Source organism: Peribacillus sp. Hz7 (assembly GCF_042136355.1).
GTDB classification, from domain to species: Bacteria; Bacillota; Bacilli; order Bacillales; family DSM-1321; genus Peribacillus; species Peribacillus asahii_A.
Genome location: NZ_JBHHJV010000030.1, coordinates 1 through 25,387, shown reverse-complemented (window position 1 = coordinate 25,387; position 25,387 = coordinate 1). Strand labels below are relative to the sequence as shown.

At 37.1% G+C, this 25,387-nt stretch carries 19 protein-coding genes; 8 read left to right on the top strand and 11 right to left on the bottom strand.

Going from position 1 to position 25,387, the window contains the following annotated elements; all coding sequences use genetic code 11:
• The first annotated feature begins 111 nt into the window (after window positions 1-111).
• A complete protein-coding gene (locus ACE199_RS21565; RefSeq protein WP_375351577.1) occupies window positions 112-1,572 on the top strand; it encodes a DHA2 family efflux MFS transporter permease subunit in 1,461 nt (486 codons plus the stop codon).
• Window positions 1,573-1,680: 108 nt separating this feature from the next.
• Here the strand turns inward: ACE199_RS21565 and ACE199_RS21560 are convergent, their stop codons facing one another.
• From ACE199_RS21560 to ACE199_RS21525, 8 genes are all read right to left on the bottom strand, one after another.
• Window positions 1,681-2,022, bottom strand: a complete 342-nt coding sequence (locus ACE199_RS21560) for a hypothetical protein (protein WP_375351576.1) — start codon at window positions 2,020-2,022, stop codon at window positions 1,681-1,683.
• A gap of 1,082 nt (window positions 2,023-3,104) precedes the next feature.
• Complete coding sequence (locus tag ACE199_RS21555) at window positions 3,105-4,019, bottom strand: tyrosine-type recombinase/integrase (RefSeq protein ID WP_375351585.1); 915 nt, start codon at window positions 4,017-4,019, stop codon at window positions 3,105-3,107.
• 796 nt (window positions 4,020-4,815) lie between these two features.
• Complete coding sequence (pyc, locus tag ACE199_RS21550; RefSeq protein WP_375351575.1) at window positions 4,816-8,253, bottom strand: pyruvate carboxylase; 3,438 nt, start codon at window positions 8,251-8,253, stop codon at window positions 4,816-4,818.
• A 150-nt stretch (window positions 8,254-8,403) separates the two neighbouring features.
• Window positions 8,404-9,192 carry an adenylyltransferase/cytidyltransferase family protein gene (locus ACE199_RS21545; RefSeq protein WP_375351574.1) on the bottom strand — a complete coding sequence of 263 codons (789 nt, stop codon included), beginning with the start codon at window positions 9,190-9,192 and terminating at the stop codon, window positions 8,404-8,406.
• Window positions 9,193-9,213: 21 nt separating this feature from the next.
• Entirely contained in the window at window positions 9,214-10,206 is a 993-nt protein-coding gene (gene dmpG / locus ACE199_RS21540) for a 4-hydroxy-2-oxovalerate aldolase (RefSeq protein WP_375351573.1), read from the bottom strand.
• Window positions 10,203-11,090 (bottom strand): acetaldehyde dehydrogenase (acetylating), encoded by an 888-nt coding sequence (locus ACE199_RS21535; protein WP_375351572.1) that lies wholly within the window; start codon window positions 11,088-11,090, stop codon window positions 10,203-10,205. Before ACE199_RS21535 ends, dmpG begins: the two co-directional genes overlap by 4 nt.
• A complete protein-coding gene (locus ACE199_RS21530; protein ID WP_375351571.1) occupies window positions 11,087-11,881 on the bottom strand; it encodes a 2-keto-4-pentenoate hydratase in 795 nt (264 codons plus the stop codon). Before ACE199_RS21530 ends, ACE199_RS21535 begins: the two co-directional genes overlap by 4 nt.
• A gap of 14 nt (window positions 11,882-11,895) precedes the next feature.
• Window positions 11,896-12,369 (bottom strand): flavin reductase family protein, encoded by a 474-nt coding sequence (locus ACE199_RS21525; RefSeq protein WP_375351570.1) that lies wholly within the window; start codon window positions 12,367-12,369, stop codon window positions 11,896-11,898.
• Window positions 12,370-12,915: 546 nt separating this feature from the next.
• On the opposite strand from ACE199_RS21525, the gene ACE199_RS21520 reads away from it, so the two are divergent.
• Window positions 12,916-14,211: an MFS transporter gene (locus ACE199_RS21520; RefSeq protein ID WP_375351568.1), complete on the top strand. Its 1,296-nt coding sequence runs from the start codon at window positions 12,916-12,918 to the stop codon at window positions 14,209-14,211.
• A 199-nt stretch (window positions 14,212-14,410) separates the two neighbouring features.
• Here ACE199_RS21520 and ACE199_RS21515 read toward each other — a convergent pair whose 3' ends face one another.
• Window positions 14,411-16,216, bottom strand: coding sequence for a V4R domain-containing protein (locus ACE199_RS21515; RefSeq protein ID WP_375351567.1), 1,806 nt, complete (start codon window positions 16,214-16,216; stop codon window positions 14,411-14,413).
• A 177-nt stretch (window positions 16,217-16,393) separates the two neighbouring features.
• Between ACE199_RS21515 and ACE199_RS21510 the strand changes: the two genes are divergently transcribed.
• The 5 genes from ACE199_RS21510 (at window position 16,394) to ACE199_RS21490 (ending at window position 21,965) form a co-directional block, all read left to right on the top strand.
• Entirely contained in the window at window positions 16,394-17,290 is an 897-nt protein-coding gene (locus ACE199_RS21510) for an alpha/beta fold hydrolase (protein ID WP_375351565.1), read from the top strand.
• A 24-nt stretch (window positions 17,291-17,314) separates the two neighbouring features.
• Window positions 17,315-18,484: an acyl-CoA dehydrogenase family protein gene (locus ACE199_RS21505; protein ID WP_375351564.1), complete on the top strand. Its 1,170-nt coding sequence runs from the start codon at window positions 17,315-17,317 to the stop codon at window positions 18,482-18,484.
• A gap of 93 nt (window positions 18,485-18,577) precedes the next feature.
• Window positions 18,578-19,558, top strand: coding sequence for a VOC family protein (locus tag ACE199_RS21500; RefSeq protein WP_375351563.1), 981 nt, complete (start codon window positions 18,578-18,580; stop codon window positions 19,556-19,558).
• A 103-nt stretch (window positions 19,559-19,661) separates the two neighbouring features.
• Window positions 19,662-20,729: an AbrB family transcriptional regulator gene (locus ACE199_RS21495; RefSeq protein WP_375351584.1), complete on the top strand. Its 1,068-nt coding sequence runs from the start codon at window positions 19,662-19,664 to the stop codon at window positions 20,727-20,729.
• 549 nt (window positions 20,730-21,278) lie between these two features.
• Window positions 21,279-21,965: a Dph6-related ATP pyrophosphatase gene (locus ACE199_RS21490; RefSeq protein ID WP_375351562.1), complete on the top strand. Its 687-nt coding sequence runs from the start codon at window positions 21,279-21,281 to the stop codon at window positions 21,963-21,965.
• Window positions 21,966-22,038: 73 nt separating this feature from the next.
• On the opposite strand, the gene ACE199_RS21485 is transcribed toward ACE199_RS21490, so the two are convergent.
• Window positions 22,039-22,779 carry an alpha/beta fold hydrolase gene (locus ACE199_RS21485; protein WP_375351561.1) on the bottom strand — a complete coding sequence of 247 codons (741 nt, stop codon included), beginning with the start codon at window positions 22,777-22,779 and terminating at the stop codon, window positions 22,039-22,041.
• A gap of 367 nt (window positions 22,780-23,146) precedes the next feature.
• Here ACE199_RS21485 and ACE199_RS21480 point away from each other — a divergent pair, with 367 nt between their 5' ends.
• On the top strand, window positions 23,147-23,416 hold the full coding sequence (locus ACE199_RS21480; RefSeq protein ID WP_375351560.1) for a hypothetical protein: 270 nt from the start codon (window positions 23,147-23,149) through the stop codon (window positions 23,414-23,416).
• A 490-nt stretch (window positions 23,417-23,906) separates the two neighbouring features.
• Here ACE199_RS21480 and ACE199_RS21475 read toward each other — a convergent pair whose 3' ends face one another.
• Window positions 23,907-24,971 (bottom strand): M14 family zinc carboxypeptidase, encoded by a 1,065-nt coding sequence (locus tag ACE199_RS21475; protein ID WP_375351559.1) that lies wholly within the window; start codon window positions 24,969-24,971, stop codon window positions 23,907-23,909.
• Window positions 24,972-25,387 lie beyond the last annotated feature (416 nt).

Sequence of the window (25,387 nt, the reverse complement as noted above, 5' to 3'; positions counted from 1 at the left end):
TAGTAAACAGTTTCAAAAAAACTGTTCATGGTCAAACAATATACATTTTGTTACTATTGATTTTATCGACACAGTGTTGATAATGCAAGTCTAGAATAGAGGTGGTTATGAATGACGAACGAATTAACAGATAGAAATAAAAAAATCTTATTAATGGTCCTGATTGCTGGCTGCTTTTTATCAACATTAAATCAGACTTTATTAAATGTTGCATTGAGTAATTTAATGGAGGTATTTGATGTTACGCCCGCAACTGTACAATGGTTATCAACAGGCTTTATGCTCGTAAACGGCGTTTTAGTGCCAATCACGGCGTTTTTAATGAAACGTTTTACAACAAGGCAGCTGTTTATTAGCTCGATGTTCTTTTTGTTCATTGGTTCCGTACTTTGTGCCTGTGCCATGAATTTTGGCGTTCTGTTAACAGGAAGAATGATTCAAGCAATTGGGGCAGGAATTATTATGCCACTGATGATGACTGTTATTTTATATTTATATCCTAGTGAAAAGCGTGGAATTATTATGGGAACGATTGGCTTTGCCATCATTTTTGCACCGGCCATCGCTCCAACATTATCCGGCTTTATCATTGAATATGTATCATGGAGATGGCTATTTATTGGATTAGTTCCATTTGTATTAATCGTGATTATTCTTGCGTTTAAATATTTAATGAATGTTGCAGACACAACAAAAGCAAAATTAGATATCGTTAGCGTCATTATATCAACGATTGGCTTTGGTTCTATTTTATTTGGATTTAGTAGTGCAGGAAGCAAGGGATGGGATCATCCGGTTGTTATTACAACCATTATCATTGGAATAATCGTGACAACTCTATTCTGTTTACGTCAAATAAAGTCTAACGATCCATTATTAAATTTATCCGTATTTAAGTATAAAGTCTTCACTCTTACATCAGTCATTAACGTACTCATTACGATAATTATGTATGCGGATCTAATTCTTTTACCTATTTACCTGCAAAATGGAAGAGGTTTTACCGCATTTGAAGCAGGTCTGCTTCTATTACCGGGGGCTGTGATTAATGCTTTCTTATCACCTATCACAGGTAAAATGTATGATAAATATGGGGCAAAACCACTTTTTATTACAGGTTTAGTATTTATCTTTATTTCGATGTGGGCTGTAATTGATTTGACCGAATCCACGACTTATATATATTTAATGGTTCGCACCATTCTTTTACGAATTGGATTAAGCTTCATTTCGATGCCTTTAAATGCAGCCGGATTGAATGCTTTACCAAGAGAATTGGGTTCACATGGTTCAGCAGTAAATAATACTATTCGCCAATTAGCAGGTGCTATTGGAACGGCAGTTGTCATCACGGTTTATACCATTCAATCCACTTCACATGCTTCTGAGTTATCTATGGAAAATGGAAACATTTCAGCTATGCAACTAGCTAAATTAGCTTCTATCTTTGGCTCAAGTGATGCCTATGTGTTTATGTTAGTCTTATCTTTTGTGGCATTCATTTTTGTATGTATGATGCCTAAAAAGGCGGCAATTCCAAAAAGTGAATTACAAAAGGAAAAGCATAGTTGAGATATCTCAGCTATGCTTTTCCTTTTGTTTAAAAAGAGTAAAGCTTTTATCTTTCTAAACCGAACCTTGTACGGATTCCTGATATGTGTATGTTTAAAATGAAACATGTTATTTATTTAAAAGGACAGCACCTATAGCAATCAGGAAAATACCAATAATAGAATAGACGGAAATTTTCTGTTGTAAGACCAAAATAGATAAAATCGTAACAAGAATGGCATTGACCCCAGTTTGAATACCGCCAAGCATTACTGTATTTCCAAATATTTTGCTGCCTTGAATGAACCCCCAGGCTAATACAATGTTTCCTATAAAAGAAAGAGGAAGAAAATATACATTAAATTTGATGCTATCTTTTAAAGTTGGTTGAAAAAAATAGGCAGATAAAATGGGTAATAAGGAAAAAATACTAGCACCAATGATAATGGATCCAATTACAAGAAATTTCAAACGAACACCTCTTTTAATGGTAATACTTTATCTTTTCCCGACAGAAGAATCCCATCCTTAAGGAATATGAAGGGCAATAGCCCAATGAGTAGGTGGGAGATGAATGTCGGTTGGCGGTAGCCGAAACACTTGTTTGTATGGTGTAATTTTCCTGTAAGTTGTTCTTTGAAAACTGAAGATAGGAGGTTGTGACAGGAAAAACGTCTGTCGCGTAAAATCTTCAACGTTCTAATCGCCTCCACACGCACCGAAGTAGAGAAAATCAAGCAGAGTAGGGCGTGTGGCGAGTTCAACGTACAAAATAGCAACACCGCGCAGGAGGCTAATAAGCCGTCTGTACTGCTAACTGTCGGTGCGACAGGGTTAGCCTGCTAAATAACTAGTGGATACACTGGTGTTCGCAGGAATCCCCCACTTCAAGCTTTAGCTAAGTGGTGGGTAGTTCAACCTAAATAGTATCGTACATTCTTTTTCCATCTATCAATTTTAGGCGAGAGTACCCCTTCCTCAAGGAATGTGCAAGGCATAGCCCAATGAGTAGGGAGGGGGTGAATCGCCTTTTTGCGTAGCAAAACATGTGTTTGTATGGTAAAATAATCCTGTAAGTTGTTCTTTGATAACTGAACATATGAGGTTGTGGCAAGAATCGTTGCTTTGCCACGTAAAATGTTCAAGCCTTAAACAGCCAAGCCACGTTTTTACGTGAAGCATAGGCTTTCACGCAACTTTACAAGTAGTCCCAAAGGCAAGACCAATGGGATAGAGGGGGTGGGTGTTTTTAGCACACCACTGTGTCAACTCCACTAATGTTAAGCGTTCAGAAATGTTCGATACATTAGAAACCCCCACTTCAAGGCGTTAGCCTAAGTGGCGGGAGTATTCATTCAGTTCTTCTTTAATAAAGACACCTCCAGTATCCGCAATATGGAACGATTTTGCATAAAAATAAACACTTATACACTGTTTCGCTGATTTCTTTTACTATATAGGTTACAAACAAGCCAACATTTTTAAAATGTTGGCTCGTAACCCTGGTTCTTGTAGAATATAGAATTTGATTGTGTTTAGATGTAAACGCTAAATTAAAACCGCGGCAGCGAATCAACCGCATCTGCTAGATCATCATACGAATCTTTTAAATATTTACTTGTCGTCGCAATATTACTGTGGCCGGCCAGTCTTCTTACTTTTTCAATGTCATTGTTGGTTGCTTTTAACATCCATTTACAAAAAGTGTGTCTAAACATGTGTGGAGTTAACTTTTTCCTTGGTAAGCTGTAGCTTTCAATCATTGTCTGAATTCCACGAATCGTGAACTTTGGAGATCGTTGGCTGTAAAAGACATATGGTGAGTCCATGACATGAGTTTTTTGCTTGGCCATTTCGGCACGAAAGACGAGCCAGTCCTGAATTTCAGCTAGTAATGTATTAGAAATAGGAAGAGTTCGGATTTTCCTGCCTTTCCCTACTATTCTAAGACGTTTCAACTCTAGGTCCAGGTCGGTTAGTTTTAAATTAGATAGTTCTTCGACTCGTAATCCGGCATATGTAAGCAGGTAAATGATTGCTCGATCACGGCGATATTTTTCCTCGGGATTGACTCCTCGACTTTTGACGGTTTTCTTTCTTAACTTTTCTAGCAATCTCTCGAATTCATCTTCTGTGAGCCACATGATCTTTTCATTCTCTTCCTCGGCATTTTTCAAATCCTGAATATCCTGCATTGGGTTGTGCTGCAGTTTTTCCTGCCGGATTGCCCAGGAATAGAAACCACGCAATGAATTGAGGCGCCGGTTAATCGTGGTAATGGCTAAAGGCTTGACATCGGTTGGATTAACCATGTCACCGATCCACTTACGAATGTCGGCAGCTGTTACATAATCTTCCGGTCGAATATGTAAATCGGTGAAAAAACAGTTCAAATCATTCGTATAAGAAATAATCGTATTTTCTGCCATTCCCTTTTCTTGAAGATACGAAATGTACGCTGAAAACATCATTTTCACATCCTTTACTTATATGACGAGTTTAATGACCCTTATTTTTGGGAAAATAATGCCAAAAAATCCACATTATATGATGAGTATAGCATAAGTGAGGGGATTATAAACGTGTATAAAGTATGTTATACGCCGAGTTAAAAATTGAAAGTAAGGATTTGAAAAGTGAGTACAGGAATATATTAAGTGTAATTTTTAAATAAAATCCTACTTTCTTCAGCGAATACGATAATGCCCAGTTGTATATGAAGTACCGTACCGTTAATTATATCGATGTCGATATCGGCGTTTATATCTATGTTTATCTTTCATTATTCTGCGTCTCTATAATTGATTAAGTTATCCTGTTTCAATAGAGTTTTTTACTTTGGAAAGATGAATTAGATAAGATGATTGGACGGGATATAAAATAGTAGATTTCATTCACTAGCCCCTCCGTTTATAGAATTATTTTTATTTAACTACGTTGATGTTTATATAAATATCGACGTCTACATAGACGTAAATGTCGGTGTTTATATCGATATAAATATAGGTTTCTATTTTAAAATTTATTTTCCCCTATTTGTTGAAAAAGCATCTGCTTGCTAGCAGATGCTCCTATTTTTGATAAGTTTCTTCTATCTTGAACTTTAACATGCAAATAACTTCCCGTCTTATATGGAATACGAGATGGCGATGCATCTGAACTCCTTATATAATAGAAGAAACTAGAAAATTCTGAAAAATTTAGCACCAAGAGCAATCGCAATAAGCAATGCCCCATATCCACTTAATTACAACTTTTGATATCTCACTCAAATGAAATTAAAAGATCTCCTGTTGAAATAGAATCTCCTTCTATAATATATATATCTTTGATTATTCCATCTCTAGGTGCTTGAACAGTCGTTTCCATTTTCATTGCTTCTGTAATGAGTAAGTGGTCACCACGTTTAACAGGTCTGCCTTTTGATACAACAACTTTTAAAACCGTTCCTGGCATCGTTGCACCAATTTGATTCGGATTTGTTGGATCCGCTTTTAACGCAGCCGTACCTGTCGTTTTAACATTACTATCTTGAATGATAAGCTCACGTGATTGACCATTTAACTCAAAGTATAACACTCGCGTTCCATCGTGTTGAGCTTCTCCAATGGATACTAACTTCACAATCAGTGTTTTTCCTTTTTCAATCTCTACATCGATTTCTTCGCCAATCTTTAGACCATAAATAAATGTCGGTGTATCTAATACAGAAATATCACCAAACTGTTCTTCTGCTGCAATGTATTCTTCAAATACTTTGTCGTATAGCGCATGTGAAATACAATCCTGTTCTGTAATATTGCGATTAGGGAATTTTTCTTGAAGCATTAACCGTAATGCTCCAAAGTTTACTGCAGGCAATAATTCACCTGGACGTACGGTAATCGCCTCACGTTCTTTTAAAATCACTTTTTGTAATGCTTCTGGGAATCCACCATGCGGTTGCCCTAAATAACCTTGAAATAGTTCAATAACAGACGCTGGGAAATCAAGAGACGCTCCACGTTCAATAACTGATTGTTCATCTAAATCGTTTTGTACCATAAATAGTGCCATATCGCCAACAACTTTTGAGGATGGTGTCACTTTTACAATATCACCAAACATCATATTGACGCGACCGTACATTTTTTTAACATCTTCCCAACGATTTCCAAGGCCTACACCCTTTGCTTGTTGTTGAAGATTACTATATTGTCCACCTGGCATCTCGTGTACATATACTTCAGCATGAGGACTAACCATGCCACTTTCAAATTCGCTATAAAACTTACGTACATCTTCATAATAGTCAGATAAAGACCCTAATGAATCGACATCCATGTGCACTTGACGGCGTCCCGCACCCGATAAAGCATAGGCAAGTGAATTGGCAGACGGCTGTGACGTTAACCCGGACATTGAACCAAGTGCTGTATCGATAATATCTACACCTGCATCAATTGCACGTATATATGTGTAAATACCATTACCACTTGTATCATGCGTATGCAAATGAATTGGTAATGTCGTCACATCTTTCAACTCAGAAATTAAACGATATGCTGCCTCTGGTTTTAATAAACCTGCCATATCTTTGATTGCTAAAATATGTGCGCCAGCCTCTTCTAACTCTTTTGCCATATCTTTATAATATTGCACCGTATATTTCGCACGATTGTCGTTTAAAATATCACCTGTATAGCAAATCGCTGCTTCTGCCACTTTCCCAGCGTCGCGTACTGCCTCAATCGATATTTCCATCGATTTAATCCAGTTTAGCGAGTCGAAAATTCTAAATACATCGATACCTGCTTCGGCAGATTGTCCAATAAATTCACGAATTACGTTGTCTGGATAATTTTTATATCCAACTGCATTCGCTCCACGTATTAGCATTTGGAACAGGACATTTGGAATCTCTTTTCGTAGCTGCTCTAAACGTTTCCATGGATCTTCCTTTAAAAAACGATATGCCACATCAAATGTAGCACCACCCCACATTTCAAGTGAAAAGAAATCTTTCATCCCTGCAGCAGTTTGTTTTGCAACAGCTAGCATATCAGCTGTACGTATACGTGTTGCAAGTAAAGATTGATGAGCATCACGCATCGTTGTATCTGTTAATAATACATCTTCTTGTTCGTGAATCCATTTTACAAGACCCTTCACACCTTGAGTGTCTAAAATTTGTTTCGTGCCAGACAAATCATCCGGAACAATAGTACTTGGTAAAACGGGCTTTGTGAAAATCGGCTTTGATTTCGCTTCAACACTTGGAAAACCATTTACTGTTACATTACCAATATAATTTAATAATTTAGAACCGCGATTTCGTGGTAATTTAAAATTGAAAAGCTCTTCAGTTGTATCAATAAAATTCGTATTAAAATCTCCAGATAAAAACTTAGGATGAGTGACAACATTTTCTAAAAAGGGGATATTTGTTTTCACGCCGCGAATACGAAACTCACTTAAATTACGTTTCATTTTCTCCGCTGCCTGTTTAAATGTCGTCCCCCAGGTCGAAACTTTTACAAGCAATGAATCATAATATGGTGTAACAATTGCACCTTGGAATCCGTTTCCAGCATCTAATCGTACACCAAATCCACCAGAAGATCGATATACTTGTAGTTTCCCCGTATCTGGCATGAAATTATTTAATGGATCTTCTGTTGTGACACGTGATTGAATGGCGTAACCGAATAACGGAATATCTTGTTGTTTTGGAATCCTTACTTCTTCACTTAACAATGATTTTCCATCTGCTATATGAATTTGTGTTTGCACAATATCAATACCCGTTACTATTTCAGTAATCGTATGTTCAACTTGTATACGTGGGTTCACTTCGATGAAATAAAAATCATCTCCAGCAACTAAAAACTCTACAGTCCCTGCATTAACATACCCAACATTTTTCATTAATCTTACTGCAGCTTCACAAATTCTATTACGTAAATTTTCCGATAAAGAGATAGATGGCGCAATTTCAACCACTTTTTGATGACGACGTTGAATTGAACAATCTCGTTCATATAGATGTACAATATTTCCATGTTTATCACCGATGATTTGTACTTCAATATGCTTTGGTTGAACAATATATTTTTCAACATATACTTCATCTGAACCAAAAGCTGCTTTAGCTTCAGATTTCGCCCGTTCATATGCTGATGCAATATCTTCTGCATTTTCTACCATACGCATTCCTCGTCCACCACCACCTAGGGCAGCTTTAATCATAATAGGATAACCATATGTATCCGCAAACTGCTTTACTTCTTCTAATGATTTAACTGGCCCATCTGTTCCGGGAATAACCGGAATATCTGCTTGGATAGCTTGTTCACGTGCTTTTACTTTATCGCCAAACATATCTAAATGACGCGATTCAGGCCCAATAAAGATGATATCTTCTTGCTCGCAGCGCTTTGCAAACTCTAAATTCTCCGATAAAAAGCCATATCCAGGGTGTATTGCATCTGCTTCACAACTTTTCGCAATTGCAATGATCCCCTCAATATCTAAATACGCATCAATTGGCTTTTTACCAACACCAACTAAATACGATTCATCTGCTTTATAACGATGATATGAACCACTGTCTTCACGTGAATAAATCGCTACTGTTTTAATATTTAGTTCTGTTAATGCACGGAATACTCGAATAGCAATTTCTCCACGATTTGCTACTAATACTTTTTTTAGCGTTTCCATTCTATCAATCCAATCTGTTTTATATTCATTAACGAAAATAAAAAAGCAGAACAATTTTAGTAATGGTTCTGCCAAATTTATCTGATTTAAAGAGAGAGAATAATTGAGGAAAATGAACATACTATCAACGTAAAATCAAAGGCTAAATAATCAGCTTGGTATTGTTTCGAGTTGATCAACCCATTGTATCGTTAATAAATTCGGTAGTGTGGACATTTCATGATGAATCTGAATATATTTTTTACACTTTACAGTCGCAACACACTCAATAAAAGAATGTCGATCTTCAATCAATACTTTATAACTACCTACATTCGGTAACGAATAATTCGGTAGTGTACCATTCTTTTGACAATACTTAGTTTTATAAAAGCCTCCCAATAAATTCGGTAATTCACTAGTTTTTCGTTCTGTTAAGTGCTTCCGAATCAAAGTCGAACTAATTTTTTGATTATTCCACTTTAGCTCCTCGACAACAGTTAGGCCTACTTGCTGTGTGGCCGCATAAACTGCCAGTGTTCTAACAGTACCACTTGCTTTTGCCCCATATGTGTAGTCGAAACCGCAAATAATTTCCTTAGCATTCAACCCTATAATATAATCATCTAAAAAATCGTTCGCTTCTACTTTAGCTAATTCTTTTGTGAATTCTACGATGTAAAAAATATCTACTTCAAGCCTTTCTAACTTTTCAACTTTTTGTTCTAGTGGCTCTAGATATGAGATTTCTCTGTCCGGAAATAACACACTTTTTGGATGTGGGAAAAAAGAGAGAACCGCTAGTGATAAATTTTGTGCTTTTGCTTTTTCTTTAGCTGTTTGAATTACTTTTTGATGCCCTAAATGCACACCATCAAAATAACCAAGTGCCATTGCTACATTAGGAGATGATTGTTTAATCTCCTGTAAGTTATTCGCATTCACATAGATTACCCTCATTGCGATTCTCTCCTTTTTCTTTTATCTTGCTAAATTTTGTGCTACTTCATAAATTAAATCTTCTTGTCCACCAACAGCCTTCATTTGTCCGATTTTTATTAAAAGGTCACGTTCATCGACACCAAATTGTTTTGCGGCTTTTTGTGCATGTAACAAGAAGCTTGAGTACACGCCAGCATAACCTAAAATTAAGCTACCACTAGTTATTTCTTGTGATTGTTGCATTATTGGTGCAATTACATCATTTGCCGTGTCCATTAATTTATATAAATCAATACCTGTTTCATAACCTAGTCGTTCTAAAACAGCTACTATTACTTCTGTTTGTGTATTACCAGCTCCGGCACCTAACGCGCGCATACTTCCATCAATATAAGTCGCTCCAGCTTCTACTGCTGCAATTGTATTTGCCATTGCCATCGATAAATTGTTATGGGCATGGAAGCCAATTTCGCATTGTAAAGTTTGTTTAAGTGCTGCAATTCGATCCGTTACATCTTTTGGTAACATTGCTCCAGCAGAATCTGTTACATAAACGAGTTCTGCTCCGTAATTTTCAAATAATTTTGCTTGCTCTACAACTTTTTCAACAGGAGCCATATGGCTCATCATTAAAAATCCAGCTGTTTTCAAGCCAAGTGTACGAGCTAGTTCAATATGTTGTGCAGCTACATCGGCTTCTGTTACGTGAGTTGCTACACGAACCATTTTTGCTCCTAATTTCGCTGCATTTTCTAAATCCTGTTTTGTACCGATTCCAGGAATTAATAACACTGCTACTTCTGAAGTTGTACATTCTGATACAGCAGCTTCAATAAGCTTTAATTCATCAGTTGCTGACAACCCGTATTGTAATGAAGAGCCACCTAAGCCATCTCCATGTGATACTTCAAAATAACGAACTCCCGCTGCATTTAAACCTTTTGCTGCTGCACGTACTTGTGCCTCTGTAAACATATGACGTACAGAGTGACTTCCATCACGTAACGATACATCTAAAATATTTAATGTCATGAGATGACCTCCTTCTCGTGCTGTATATGACGCGCCATTTCATTGCCAACTTGCACAGCAGCTGCCGTCATAATATCTAAGTTACCAGCGTATGCCGGTAAATAGTCTGCTGCACCATTTACTTCGACAAATACAGATACTTTCTTGCCCTCAAAAATTGGTGATACTTTCAATGTATAACCTGGTACGTAAGCTTGTACTTCCGCTACCATATCCTGAATCGACTTGTTAATTGCTTCTTCATGTCCTTCTTCTTCCACTAAAGCATGGATTGCATCACGCATAATAATTGGTGGCTCTGCAGGATTTAAAATGATAATGGCTTTCCCCTTTTTTGAACCGCCAACCACTTCGATTGCTTTAGATGTTGTACTTGTGAATTCATCGATATTTGCACGTGTACCAGGACCTGCAGAAAGACTTGCGATTGTTGCGACAATTTCAGCATATTCTACAGGCACAATACGATTTATTGCATGAATGATTGGAATCGTTGCCTGACCACCACACGTAACCATATTCACATTTGCTTTTTCGATATGCTCTTTTAAATTTACTGGTGGAACAGTAAATGGTCCAATTGCGGCTGGTGTTAAATCAATTACTTTTTTATTTGCCGCTGTTAATAAATCACTATTATGCTTATGTGCATATGCACTTGTCGCATCATATACGATATCAACTAAATCAAGGCGTTCCATTAAGCCGTCAATCCCGGTTGAAATAATTTCATAACCGCGATTTTTCGCACGTTTTAAACCATCGGAATTCGGGTCAATCCCTACCATAACACTCATTTCTAATACTGGACTGCGCTCAATTTTATACATTAAGTCTGTCCCTATATTTCCTGATCCAATAATTCCTACTTTAAGCTTTTTCATTTCTTCCCTACTTTCTCCAAAATGTTAACGCTTACTTTTCCGAGTATACCGAAGTCAACTTCGAATTCATCGCCTGTTTCAAAGGTAACAGCTTTTGATAGTGCTCCTGATAAAACAAACATGCCTGGCTCGATAGAAATGTCATATGCACTCACTTCATTTGCTAACCAAACAACCGCATTGAGTGGGTTACCTAACACGGCCGAGCTCGTTGCTTCGTCTAAAAATTCCCCATTTTTCTTCACAATCATTGAAATATTTGTAATGTCTTCAATATCTTCAAGTAGTGTACGCTTTTCACCTAGAATCGCACCTGCTGAAGAACCATTGTCTGCCACTGTATCCTCGAATTTTATTTTCCAATTCGCGATACGGCTATCGATTACTTCTACTGCTGGTACAACATAAGCCGTTGCATCGATTACATCTTGAACCGTCACGTTTGGCCCTTTTAACTCTTTATTGAAAACAAATGCGATTTCAAACTCTACCTTTGGTTGAATAAAGGACTCAGCAACTAAACCATCTGCCTCGTCATATACCATCGTATCTAAAATAAAGCCGTAGTCTGGTGTATATACATTCAACATTTCTTGCATTGCTTTACTTGTTAAACCAATTTTTAGCCCTTTTACTGTCGCCCCTTTGTCAATCTTTTGACGAATTTGCGCTAATTGCACTGCATAAGCATCAGCAACTGTAATATTTTCATAGATTTCAGTTAATGGTGCAATTGGCTGTTTCGTACGTTCTGCTTCAAGCAATGCTTCAGCCATTATTTGAATATTCATAGACAATTCTCCTTTTATGACTCAACTGTTTCCATCTCAGTCAATTGACGATATTTACCACTGAAGAACAATAACGGATTTTTATCCTCAAGACGTAAATCTACTACTCTACCAATGAATAATGTATGGTCACCTTCTACATGTTCTGATACAACTTCACATGCGATTTGAGCGATAGCCCCTTTTAATACTGGTAGCTCAGCTAATGTTTCAAATTCTACTGCTTCACCAGGTTTCCCAGCGAAATGACGTGAATAATGCTCTTGATCTTCCGCTAAGATATTTACTGTATATTTTTTAGATTGTGAAACTTTCTCTAAAAATTTTGCTTTATGTCCAATAGAAATTAAGACAAGCTTCGGATCTAATGATACTGACATAAAACCGTTTGCTGTCATTCCATGTGTTTCTCCCTCGTTTTCAGTTAAAAGAACTGTTACGCCTGTAGCAAACTTTCCCATTGCATCTCTAAATAAACGATCATCCATCCTAATTCCTCCATTCTCAACTGAATGATTTAATCATAAATGAGTCTATTTAAAATTGTTATTGTGTTTTTTATTGAAAATTCAGATAAAAACAATAAAATTTACACAAAACCAAATTTGAATTTTTTGTGAAAACTTTTTAGAAAAAATCAGATTTATCAATATATCCTAGTGTTAAAAATTTGACTTTTTGGAATTGGAATTTAGTTTTTTCTTTTTTGTTCTCTTTCAAAAACAAATTAGTATCATTCTTTTTTTTCTTGTAAATCTCTTTTTTTTCAAATAGAATTCTCTTCATGAAAGATTCGCATTCCGATTTTTTCCATTTACTTTTCGAAAGAAGGTAAAAATAATGCTGAAATGAATGCGTTTCTTGCAAAACAAATGGAGGTGGAAAATTATCCTAATATTTTTTGAAAACGCTAACAATTGACTTGGAGAAAAGTGGAGACGTGAAATTATCTTAAAAAGTTTTTTGAAAAGTCAAACAGTTTAATTACGAAACAATGTGGGTGGGAAAATACGGTAATGCGAGGGGGATTTTACGTGCGCTGGGTTGTATTAGGATTTCTATTCTTACTATCTGTTTTAAACTATACGGATAAATCAGTTTTAGGATTAGCCGCAGAACCAATCATGTCTGAACTAAATTTATCCTATGATCAGTTTGGTTTAGTAGGAAGTAGCTTCTTCGCTGCATATGCTGTCGGAAGTATTATTTTAGGTACATTAACGTATCGCTTCAACACAAAATATTTATTAATGATGATTGCTATTGGATGGACAGTTTCATTAGCAAGTGCTTATTTTGTGGAAACGTTAACACACTTAATTTTACTACGTGTTGTCTTAGGTTTCTTCGAGGGTGGTACGCTCGGTTTGTGCCTAGTACATCTTGCACGATGGTTCACTAGTGTACAACGTGGTGTCGCTACAGCTATTATGACTTCTGGTACAACAGTTGGTACGTATTTAGCTGCACCACTTTTAGTTATGGGTATTACAAACCTTAGTTGGCAACATACTTTCGCATTGTTAGGGGGAGCAAGCTTTTTATGGGCACTCTTCTTCTTCTTTATGAGGGACGAGCCAAAGCAACCACTGGTCGAAGACGTAAAATCTTTAGCTTCTAACAAGGAAGTACCGTTCAAGGATATTTTAAAGGTATTCATCAACCCTTATGTATTATCAATTTTAGTTGTAGGTTTCGTATCAATGTGGATTACAACTTGGGTTCTTACATGGGCACCAACTTACCTAACAAAAATCGTTGGTTTTGAGCCACAAAGTATGAGTTTAATATTCGCTGTAATGGGTATTACCGGTACAGCATTCGCAATTGGTGCAGGTAAATTTACAGACTTCTTATTCAAGAAAAATAAAAGCCTTATCAAATCTTATGACCGTGTATTAGTTACAGTATTACTTGTTGGTGCGGCTTCTTACGCAATGACAACGATTGTAGATTCACCAGTTTTAGCATGTATTTTCTTAGGGGTAGGCTTAGTAATGAACACAAGCTTATTACCGTTAAATGCTGCGATTAAAACGTTAATCATTCCAAAAAACTTAGTAGGTAGTATAACGGGTATTTCATTATCTATTTCAAGTATGGCTGGTATAATTGGTCCGTGGATTACTGGTTACTTAATTACACTTGCAGGTGATGATGTTCGCGCTGGCTTCAACTCAGGGGTGTTAGTTATAGTTAGTTTATATGTTTTAACTGCAATAGTATTATTAGCTACGCGTAAATTAAAAATTACAGCAACTGCAAAAGAAGATGCACGTCGTACTACTAAAGAAGAGCAAATGAACTTAGACGTTACTGTAGAGCAATAAAATTCAACATGGGTTTATCCCATTAGAAAAATGTATCCGACTGTAGACAAACTCAAAAACTGGGTTTGTCTACAGTCTTTTTTGCTTAATAAGGGGATTTACTAATAACTGTTGCTTTTCATTTCGGCGTATGCTTAAACAATTGATAAAACATTTATGTATTTTATCTCTTTAAATCTTGTTAAATATACTTCGCTTTTTATCTAGCAAATTCCTCAAAGCTCAAGCTATCCGACAATATTAGCGTCTGAATAATTAATAAAGTATACGCTGCTGTTGATGCATTTTTTAGTGAAATTTGTAGCTGCTCTTCAATTTGCTTTATACGATATTGGATGCCGCCGATTGATAACGTCAACTCATCCATCGTTTCTTTTAAGCGCTGGCTATTTAATAAATAGACGTAAAGCGTGTACAATAACTCCTTTTTACGCGGATCGTCGAAATCGTATAAGTCTTTTAACGTCTTTTTCGCCATTTCATGTAGCTGTTCGATACTCATGTTATTTACGATATCGCCAAGCATTCCTAAATCTTCGTAAGCTGTTAGTAGCTTTTGATTTGGGAAACCCTGTGCGACACGCGCCTCTTTTAGAGAACGTTCGAAATTTTTAAAGTTGCTAAATGTTCCGCTAAGCCCGATTGAATATTTATAATTGCTATTTTGCTTCTCTATTTTTTGGAAAATTTTTGAAATTTTCTTTTGCCACCCTTGCTTATCGCTATTTAGCGAATTAAGGAGCGCAATTTCTTCCCCAAGTACTGCAAAAATACAAGGCAAATCCCACTCTTTTGCTAACTTTGACAGCTGTGATAGCTGGTCATGAATGTCAATAATTTCGTTATTTTTCTTTTTCTTTTTCACACTAATAATACCTGTAGAAAACGGCGGCTGAAACTTAAACGGTAAAAATTTATAGTAAGATTCGATATCTTTAATATTTCGATTATGAATTAAGCGCTCTAATAGCGAGCTACGCATACGTTGTTGCTCTTCAAACTGCGCCTCCTCGTATAAAATACATAACGCCACGACCGTCGAAATACGCTCTAAAAATAAGTGATCGTTTTCATCCATATGCTTTTCATCAAAGTAAAAAAACGAACAAGTGGCATAATTTTTTTTCTTAATAAGAACTGGTGCCGTCAACTTCCAATATTTATTGGCTTTGTAATGTGAAACGTTGTGCTTATCATCAAAATGCGATAATTTCGCCTTATCTTTTTTAATTACTAGCTGTTGATCTTCCGTTAAACCAGTTTGACTTAACGGATTGCCGTGAACATCCTCAATCAAAATCGGGATGTTCAACAGCTCATACGCAGCCTGCACGATTTCGTCCATCGAATGTTTCTCTGTTACTTTTTGCGTGAGCTGACCATGAAACATTGAAATTTTTTCGAGCATTTGCTTATGATGCAAAAGTGCATCATATGTCATTTCAAGCTCAGATAAAATGTTGTCGTTTTGATAAAGGTGAATAAGCTCCTCCTTATCCTCGAGCCAATCACGCTCCAAACGCACTTTAAACTCGCAGCACGGATCACCTTTTGCGACGCACTTGTACTCAATGGCAATAATTGACTCGCCAAACTCATATGTCAATGCCCCACTCGCAAAGCCGCATAACATATGACAAACACATTCATTTGCTAAACCGTAATTTTTAAGGTGTAATGCTGCCTCGAATGATTCTACCCACTGTCCCCACGTATCGATACATTCAATCGTTCCGTCCGGATGGCGCACAATTTCTCCCCTGAAAATAACATCTTTTACGTGACCTAAGCGCGAATGTCTTTTACCGACAGGATTCATCGAGTTTTTATTTTGGAGCTGATTTTTTGCTGATTCCATCCCAAATTCTTTACCAAATCGGAATAAAAAGCCTTTCGTTTTATGAGAACCAATATTGTTAAATAAATTGTTTTTTAATGTGTGGAAGGCATTTGCCGACATTAAAATATTTTTCGTTTCGCTAGAATCAAATGCAATTTCACTCATTAAAATCACATCTCCTTTGATTTTCTATTCCCCATATTACAAAAATGAAATTTACTTTTCAATAAATTTTAAAGATTATGACTATTTATTCAATAAAAATCGCTATGACGTTTGAAAAAATTAACAGTTATACTCAAAACATAAAATAATAGCCAATCAGTACAAGGGGGCAAAATGATGACAATTTTTGAAGGATTTCATAATAGTTACGTACTAGCAAACGGTGTACGTACACATTATTCCTGGGCCGGAACAGAAGGACCAGCTGTAATTTTACTACATGGTGCAGGACCTGGAGCTTGCGGCGCAGCGGGTTGGCGTTTAATGTTACCTGCATTAGCAAAAGCCGGCTTCCGCGCATACGCAGTAGACCAACTATCAATGGGCTTCACAGATGCACGCCCGCACGCATGGCCAGTAAATGGTCATCAAAGCTTAGTAGATCATGTACATGATTTTATTGAAGCATTATGCCTAGATGAAGTATCACTTGTCGGCAACTCACAAGGTGCTTACGTTGCAGCTAAATATGCAATTGACCACCCTGAAAAAGTAAATAAAGTTGTTTACATCGGCAGTAATACAATTTATCAAGCAATGCAAGAAGTACCTGAAAGAAAGCTACGTTCATTCTTAGAAGTGATTGGTTATGACTATACAGAAGAATCGTTACGTAAATTTATGTACCGTAATTCAAGTGAAGACGTAGTCATTCCTGAGGAACTAATTCAACTACGTCATCAAGCAGCAACTCGCCCAGGCATAAAAGAATCAAATCAAGCGTTCGACGCTTATTTAGCAAGAATGAATGAAGAACCAAAGCTTTGGGATCGTTACTGCATTAAAGATGCATTCCCAAAATTAAAAATTCCTGGCTTATTCATTTGGGGTAACCAAGATGCTGTTGCACCAGTGGAGACAGGTTATAAGCTTGAAAAATTATTACCAAACATTAAATTCGAATATATCGAAAACTGCGGTCACCAAGCACAAACTGACCAACCAGAAATCGTGAACCAACTTGTTATCGATTTTTTAGCAGTGGAAAAAGGTCAAGAAGTTACAGCACAATAAACTATTTTTGAAAGGAATGATCAAATGGTAACAGTAGTTGAAAATAAAGCGATTTATGAAGAAATTATGCAAAAAGCAAAGCGTATCGGTGATGCTGCAGAGTTAGAAGCAATCGAAGCAGATTTAAACTCGACAATTTCTCCACGCATCGCGGATATTATCCGCGAGGAGGGAATTCATCGTTTAATTTTACCGAAAGAGTTTGGCTATCCACAACTTGATTGGCGCACGTTTGTTGATATGGTAAGTACAGTTGGTTACCACAACTTATCTGCTTCGTGGTTAACATACTTCTTCTCAGTGCACAACTCTTGGGTATGCTACTATCCAAAGCACATTCGCGATGAAGTCATTAACCAAGGCGGCTTCGTAGCTGACGTATTTGCACCAATTGGCAAAGTAGAACCAGTTGAAGACGGTTATATCGTTTCAGGTGAGTACAATTTTGTAAGCGGTATCAATTACTGCGACTGGGTTGGCGTTGGCGCAATTATGAAATTCGAAGACAACGACAAACCTGAGCGTGTAGGTATTTTATTAAAAGTTTCTGACTTAGAAGTTGTGAAAACTTGGGATTCGCTTGGTCTTCGTGGATCAGGTAGTAATACATTAATCGTCGATAAAGTTTTCGTTAAGCCTGATGCAATTTTACGCTTTAGCAAAATTATCGAAAAGAGCCAACCACCGTATGAAGATTTCGATCAAGACTACTTATACTACAACACACCATTCTACCCTGGCTTCTATGTAGGGTTCGCCGCGATGGCTGTTGGTGGTGCAGAGCGTGTACTTGACGAATTCGAAAGGCATACAGCAGGTCGCGTACGCTTCTCTGGCATAAACGAAAAAGATTCTCCTACGAGCCAACGCGTGCTTTCGGAGTTAAAGCTTGAAATGCTTTCTGCTAAAACTTTATTAAATGAATACATCAAAATGATGGAAACAGATAAAGGTGGCCCATATGAAGGGGCAAAATATAAAGCAATCCGTGCAAAGATTATCGATAAGTGTACACAAATCGGCGTAAAATCACTACTTACTTTAGGTGGGCATGCATTATTAAAAGGTCACCCAGTAGAGCTATTCACTCGTGACTTAATGGCAATCGCAACACACATTACTTCTTTATATGAAGACGGCATTTTAGGTTACGGTAGACATTTATTCGGCGTTGATACAAACATTCAAGGGTAATATTAGTATTCGAAAATGTGATTTATAAAGAGTGAATTCATATGTCACATGTCCTCTTATATAAAAAGACAACTAATTATGGGGTGAATATAAATGGAAAAATTTCTTTACGCACCGGAAATTGCAAAATTAGGACACGTAGCTTTAGTGTCAGCAGATCTTGAAAAATCTTTATGGTTCTTCCGCGACACAATCGGTTTAGAAGAAACAGAAGTTGTAGATGGCGTACACTACTTACGAGCTTGGGGCGACTTCGAACACCATACATTATCAATTACAGCTGGTGAAACTTCTTACATCGATCACATCGGCTGGCGTACAAAACGTCGCGAGGACATAGCGACTTTCGCAAAATTATTAGGAGATGCTGGTACAGAAGTACGTTGGATAGAAGCAGGCGAAGAAGTAGCACAAGGTGAAGCAATCCGCTTCGAATTACCAAGTGGTCATCGCTTCGAACTTTACTACGATATGGAAAAAACACCTGCTGATGAATCTCGTAAATCAGTACTTAAAAACCAAACTTATAAATCTTGGGCGAAAGGTGTATCTCCACGCCGTATCGACCATGTAAACTTACAAACTTCTCACGACAACGCTGAAATCGTAAAATATTTACAAGAAGCATTAGGCTTCAAGTTGCGCGAGTATTTTGTAAATCCAGACGATGTACAAGTAGCAAGCTGGTTATCAGTAACAAACTTAGTACATGACGTAGCAATCATGTCTACACCACGCTCAAAAGAGCCAAATGAAATGCACCATATCGCTTACTGGTTAGACAACGCCCAAGACTTACTACGTGCTGCTGACATTTTATGCGAAGCAGATGTACAATTCGTAGGTCCTGGTAAACATGGTATTTCTCAAGCAATGTACATTTACGTAAAAGACCCAGGAAGCGGCTTACGTCTTGAAATCTTCACAAACGGCTACTTAATCTTCGAGCCAGACTGGGAGCCAGTGAAATGGACTTATGAGGAATATTTGAAAAATGGTTCTGCATACTGGGGTGACCGTCGCCGCGATGACGTAGATCGTGAAGCACAAGTAAAAGAATTAGCGAAATCATAATAACTAAACCACCAGTATTCATGACAATGAACGCTGGTGGTTTCTTAAGTAATAAATGTAGATAGGAAAATTATTATAGGAAGGGGTGTTACTGTTGAAGGCAATGTTAAAGGTGTTAGTTTTATCTTTAATTGGCGGTTATATTTTTAGCCTGCTACACATCCCTATTCCATGGATGCTTGGCCCAATTGTTGTCGTCATGTTAGCCCAATTTATTTATAAAGGACCGCTCAAATGGTCCGGCAAAATGCGTGATTTAGGTGTCGTCATGGTCGGTACCGTAATAGGTGTAAATTTTAACATCGATTTATTCGGCATGATAGGCTCAATTTTATTTTACATGATAATGCTAAACGTTATTTTAATCGGTGGCTCAATCGGCATCGCCTACTTAACGAGCAAATGGGCAAAAGTCCCGATGAAAGCTGCTATACTAGGCGCTATCCCAGGCGGTTTAGGTCAAATCGTCGTGTTTGCTGAAGAAGAAAAAGTTGAAGAAATTGGCGTGATTTCTTATTTTCAAGTAATTCGGCTGTTACTAGTCGTTGTATTCGTACCGTTTATTGTCGCTGGCCAAGTAATGAGTAAGCAGCCAACTGACGCGAAGCTAACGATTAGTTTAGTATTATTAATTGCACTTGCATGGGTATGCTCACATTTAATGAAACGCATCCATTTGCCAGTCGCATTTTTCATCACACCAATTATTTTGTTAATTACGTTGCAACTCACAACACCAATCGCAATGCCTCAAGTACCTGGCATCGTCATGGACGTTGCACAGCTACTAATCGGCGCCCATATTGGCTTAATGCTCAAGCCACATATGATTAAGCTTCCAGTACGTGTACTTGTAGGTGGCATTTTCAGCGCATTCGCACTAATCGCCTTAACATTCGGCTCAAGCTTCCTAATGTCGTTTACATTGGACGCAACATTCGCTACAAGTTTCCTAAGCACAGCTCCAGGTGGCTTAGATCAAATGGTATTATTAGCTGATGCAGTTAATGCAGAAGTCTCGCTTGTGTCGATGTTCCAAACGTTCAGGCTATTATTCATCTTTATTTTAATTATGCCTTTGATGAAAATGTTTTACCGTTGGCGAGCCAAAAAAGAGGTTGTCTACAATCAGGAACAGTACCAGCGTCAGTACAACCAGGGAGCAAAGTAAAAAAATCGATTTGGCAAAGTCCTTGTTTAAAGGGCTTTTTTTATATTCTGATTTTAGATAAGATTTTGCTGATACGTGTAGGGAATGTTGGTGAAGTATATAAGTAAATGTGTTTATAGAAAGTAAGATTATCTATTGTAATAAACGTTTTTTAAAAAATGTATCAATTTCCCAAAATAGATGTATATAAATCTTAAAAACTGGCGAAACTAATCATACATCCCCCATTTGTTGAAAGAGCATCTGCTTTTCCTTTAGCAGATGCTCTTGTTTTTAATCAGTTTCTTCATTTTTTATCTTGCTTTCGGAGGATGAAAATCCAGTCACATCAAGGGTTATGGACTCTAACTATAACAAATTTGGTTCCATTAAAAAGATAGTGACTATAACAAAAAAATTTTGTATCAGTATGTAATAGTATCCCATCTGTAAGACCCAATCGTGATAAAATCAAACAAATAGAGTTATGAAACCTCGTACATAAAATATGAAATTAGCTAATAACAGAAATCACAAAAAAAGTCATTAGAATAAAGGGGAAAGATAGGAATGGCGGAATTCATAAATTGGAAAAATGGTGCTTGCGGGCATAAATTTATAGCCTCTTTTAGCGGAGGAAAGGATAGTGTCTTAGCTTTATATAAAGCAATGAAGGCTGGAGAAGCAGTTGGACTAATCGTCATGCTGGAGGAAGAAGGGAAACGTTCCAGATCCCATGGAATGCCTCCTGAACTCATACGTGCCCAAGCTCAATCGATAGGTTTGCCCGTATATACTGCAGCTGCAAGTTGGACAGATTATGAAAAAGTATTTATGCACCTTTTAGAAAAAGCTAAAAATCAAGGAGCAGAAGTATTAGTAACTGGAGACTTAGATATGCCTGCTCATGGCTGTTGGCATGAAAAGGTTACGAAGAATGCTGGATTAAAGCTTGGGATGCCTTTATGGGAAATGAACCATCGTGAAGCTGTCGAAGAGTTCATAAATCTAGGGTTTGTAACGACCGTTGTAACGGTTAATTTAACACTTGGAATGCGAGAGGACGATTTAGGGCGAACGTTAACCCATGAATATGTGAAGGAGCTTGAAGCTCGCGGTATTGATCCCTGCGGAGAAGGTGGAGAGTTCCATACTACAGTCATAGATGGGCCTATTTTTAAACATCCTATTCCAGTTCAGAAATGTGAGATTATTAAGGACGGAGAATATGCCTTTTTGCCTTTGGAGCTAGATTAGATGGCGGATATGGGTTAAGCCATTGAAAACACCTTTCTAGTACTCCGTCCCTGGCTTTCTCATAATGGTTTAGTCAACACTTCTCTATAAACGCTTTGACGATGTTATTAAATTGTGCTGGCTTTTGAATGTTGGATAAGTGACCTGTTTGATTAAGCAGAGTCAGTTTCGCTTTACGCGCCCACCATTGCGTAACGTGAGCGTTGTACAAATACGGTGTAACGTTATCGTGACTGGATGAGATGATTTGAATCGGCACTGTTGTAAGCGTTAGCATCATTAAGTAATTAATGCCTTGGGTTGCCCTTGCTGTTTGAATATACGTTTCTCTGTTCAAATGGAACGTCTGCAGCGCATGATTTATCGTCTCGTCACTCGGCCTGTACAAAGAATCAAGGGCTATCTTTTTTATATAGTCCTCGTCCGATAAGCGATTTAAAGAACGCTCCTGATCCTGTAAAACCAGTTCCGACAATAATCCAGGTACATAGCTTGTTGTGTTAGCGAGTATCATAGACTTTACGCGTTTTTTCGCTTGACTATGAATTTCTTGAACAATCATGCCGCCAAGTGATAGCCCGCAAAAATGAGCAGACTCGATACCGTTTTCATCTAGCATGCTTAAAATATCTTGTGCAAAGTAACGTAAAGCTATATTTTGCGTGACCGGTGATGTCCCATGCCCTCGCAAAGTTGGAATGAACAACTGAAAATACTCTGATAACTCTTCTTGTAATTTCCAAGCGTCTCCTGTTTGACCTAACCCATGAATCAGAACTAAAGGTTGACCTTCTCCAATTGTGCGATAAAACATAGTTCATCACCCCTTTGTATATATATATTTTTGTTCCTTTGGATTGTTCATTAAATGGAGGCTGTGCATTTAATTCGGTAATCAGTATCTGTACCAGTGGTGAGGGACAGACATCTGAAATTACGATAGTTAGATGTATTAATTGGTTAGGGAAGAGGTTCTCGTTGTATGAAAGAGGGCGATGTAGGTTAGCGACATTTAAACATAAAGGTTAAGGGAGGCTGAATTATTGGTATAACAGGAATATTTCTAGGTGTAACAGCGTAAATATGTCACAGATGAACACAGTAAATGTGTAACAGTGTTAGTGAGCTAAGTTAGAAATTTTATTGATGATTTTTCAAAAATTAGAAAGGGGAATGGATAAATGATTAAATCAAATTTGAAAATGAAAGATGGTACAAAACCTCGTTCTGATAAAAAAATTCGTGTCAATTCTTCCTTGGATTCTGATACACATGAAAAATTAAAGAAACTTGCGGTTAGTTGTGATATGACTAAGACGATGCTTTCAGCTGAGATCATAAAAATTGTGGTCAATCATGTTGAGTTCATTGAGTGGTTTCAAGGTAGATACAATAAAAACGAGCAGTATAAGGTGTTTCCTATTAGGAAAGATGGCAAGACTTATTACTAAGCATATTTGTCCAAGTTCTTGCCTATCTTTTTATATAATGTGTAGCACTTTGCACACATGCCTTCTCGTTTTTTACTATCATTTGTTGTTCGTTTGCCGCACCAACTACATTTTTTCATACCTATGACACTCCTTGTCTATTTGATTATTAATCATTATGGACAGGGGGGGGTTATTTTATACATATTATAAAATTACTAAATTGTCTTTTAACTCTTTTTGTAATTAGGGGGAGATATAAGGATAACATTTTTATAAAATTTGCAGATTTCCATAAGATATCATAGGAGAAGAATTTTAAATCTTACATTTTCGGTCCCTGGTGATTGTTTGTACTTTCTTCGATGTTTTCTATTTTAGTATATTATGTGCTGATTTAAAAAAACCTATTAGGATTGTTATTGAGTTAAAACTACATTGGAATAAACAAAAGGACAGATAACAAGAAAAAAACACATCCCATTAGAAAGAATAGGATGTGTTGATAATTTTATTCGTCTGCTTCTTCTCCAGTACGATTTGTTTGCGTTGGAAGTGTATCCCAAAAACTTGCATCAACAGTTTCAATTGAATTATCGGCAAGAGCTCTAACAGCTGCATCCAAAGTGGTAATGGTTTGTTTTATTAGATAGCCGTTGCTTTTTTGTCCAAGTGCAACTGATTCGACATTGTGATCTGACATACCTCGCATTTCAAAGAGAAGCGTTGCAATATCATAACGAACGGCTGCACCGTTACGACCTATATTTTCTCCTGATCCTCCATTATATTTACCAATATGCCCCCAGCCAGTAGGTTCTATTGCATTATATACAACAGCACCTAGCTTTTTAGAAGCTTCTAACACTTCAGGTTTTACATTAGCGTTTGTTGGATAAAGCATCGAACCTGAAACAAGTTCACCTTCTGTTTCGCTCAACGTCCCTTGATGATGTAAATCAATCATGTAATCAATATCGTATTTTGCAAAAACATTTTCATGTAATGCTTTTACTTCGACTTGCATTTCACTAGTTTCTTTATCATGCTCACGGTTTAAGTCGACACCGTTAGCGTTTGCACGAGTTAGATGTCTATCACCCTTTGCAAAGTAGTCATCAAGAGAGAAATTAACATCACCCATAGCTCCATCTGCGTTTAACATAGGAATAATCAGGATATTTATATTTTCTAGCAAACCTTTAGTCTTATTCGTGCCTAGATGTTTAATAAATTCGAGTGCACCTTCAGTAGTCAGTTGTTCGTTTCCGTGCTGTTGGGTTAAAAATAGTATAGTGGGGTTTTCAGGATCGGATATGTACTTTGCTAGATAAATATCTCGTCCCTTTACCGTTTTTCCAATCACTTCAAGTGTCAATGCTTCTTGTTTAGCATCCTGGGTTTTAAGGTAACTTACCAAACTGTCATAAGTATGTAGAATTGAAGTTGTTACTTGACCATTTCCAGCGCTAGGACCATTTCCAACCGCATCAACTGGGCCGGCAACAACTGTTACTGCGCTTAAAGTTATTAAACTAGATAATGAAACTGATAGAATTTTCTTCTTTAAATTCATCAAATCTCTCCCTTGTATGTTTAATAGTTTTAAAAATGGATATTATTTACATTTTATAATTTATAACACTTATTGTTAATAGTGAATAATAACTATGTTTTCTTAGCTCCTACTTTCTGTATGACCTTCACAGCAGTTCTCTCTCGTTTTTTATCAATGATAAACTTGTTTAAACTCTTCTATTTCTTTATCTATGTTCAGTTAATAGGCAAAAGTTAAGTTTTGTTACACTTATAACAGTTTTAGTGTATAGAAAACGTAGTTTTTCTATATCAAAATTTGCTTAACGTATGTTTGTTTTTGTCAATATTGATTTGAGCCAGAGCGATCACTTCAAAAGCGAGCCACTTCATTCTGAGTTATTTCCATATTTAGGGGAGGATTAGGAGTTTAGGGTATCTGGCCCGAGGGGCCAG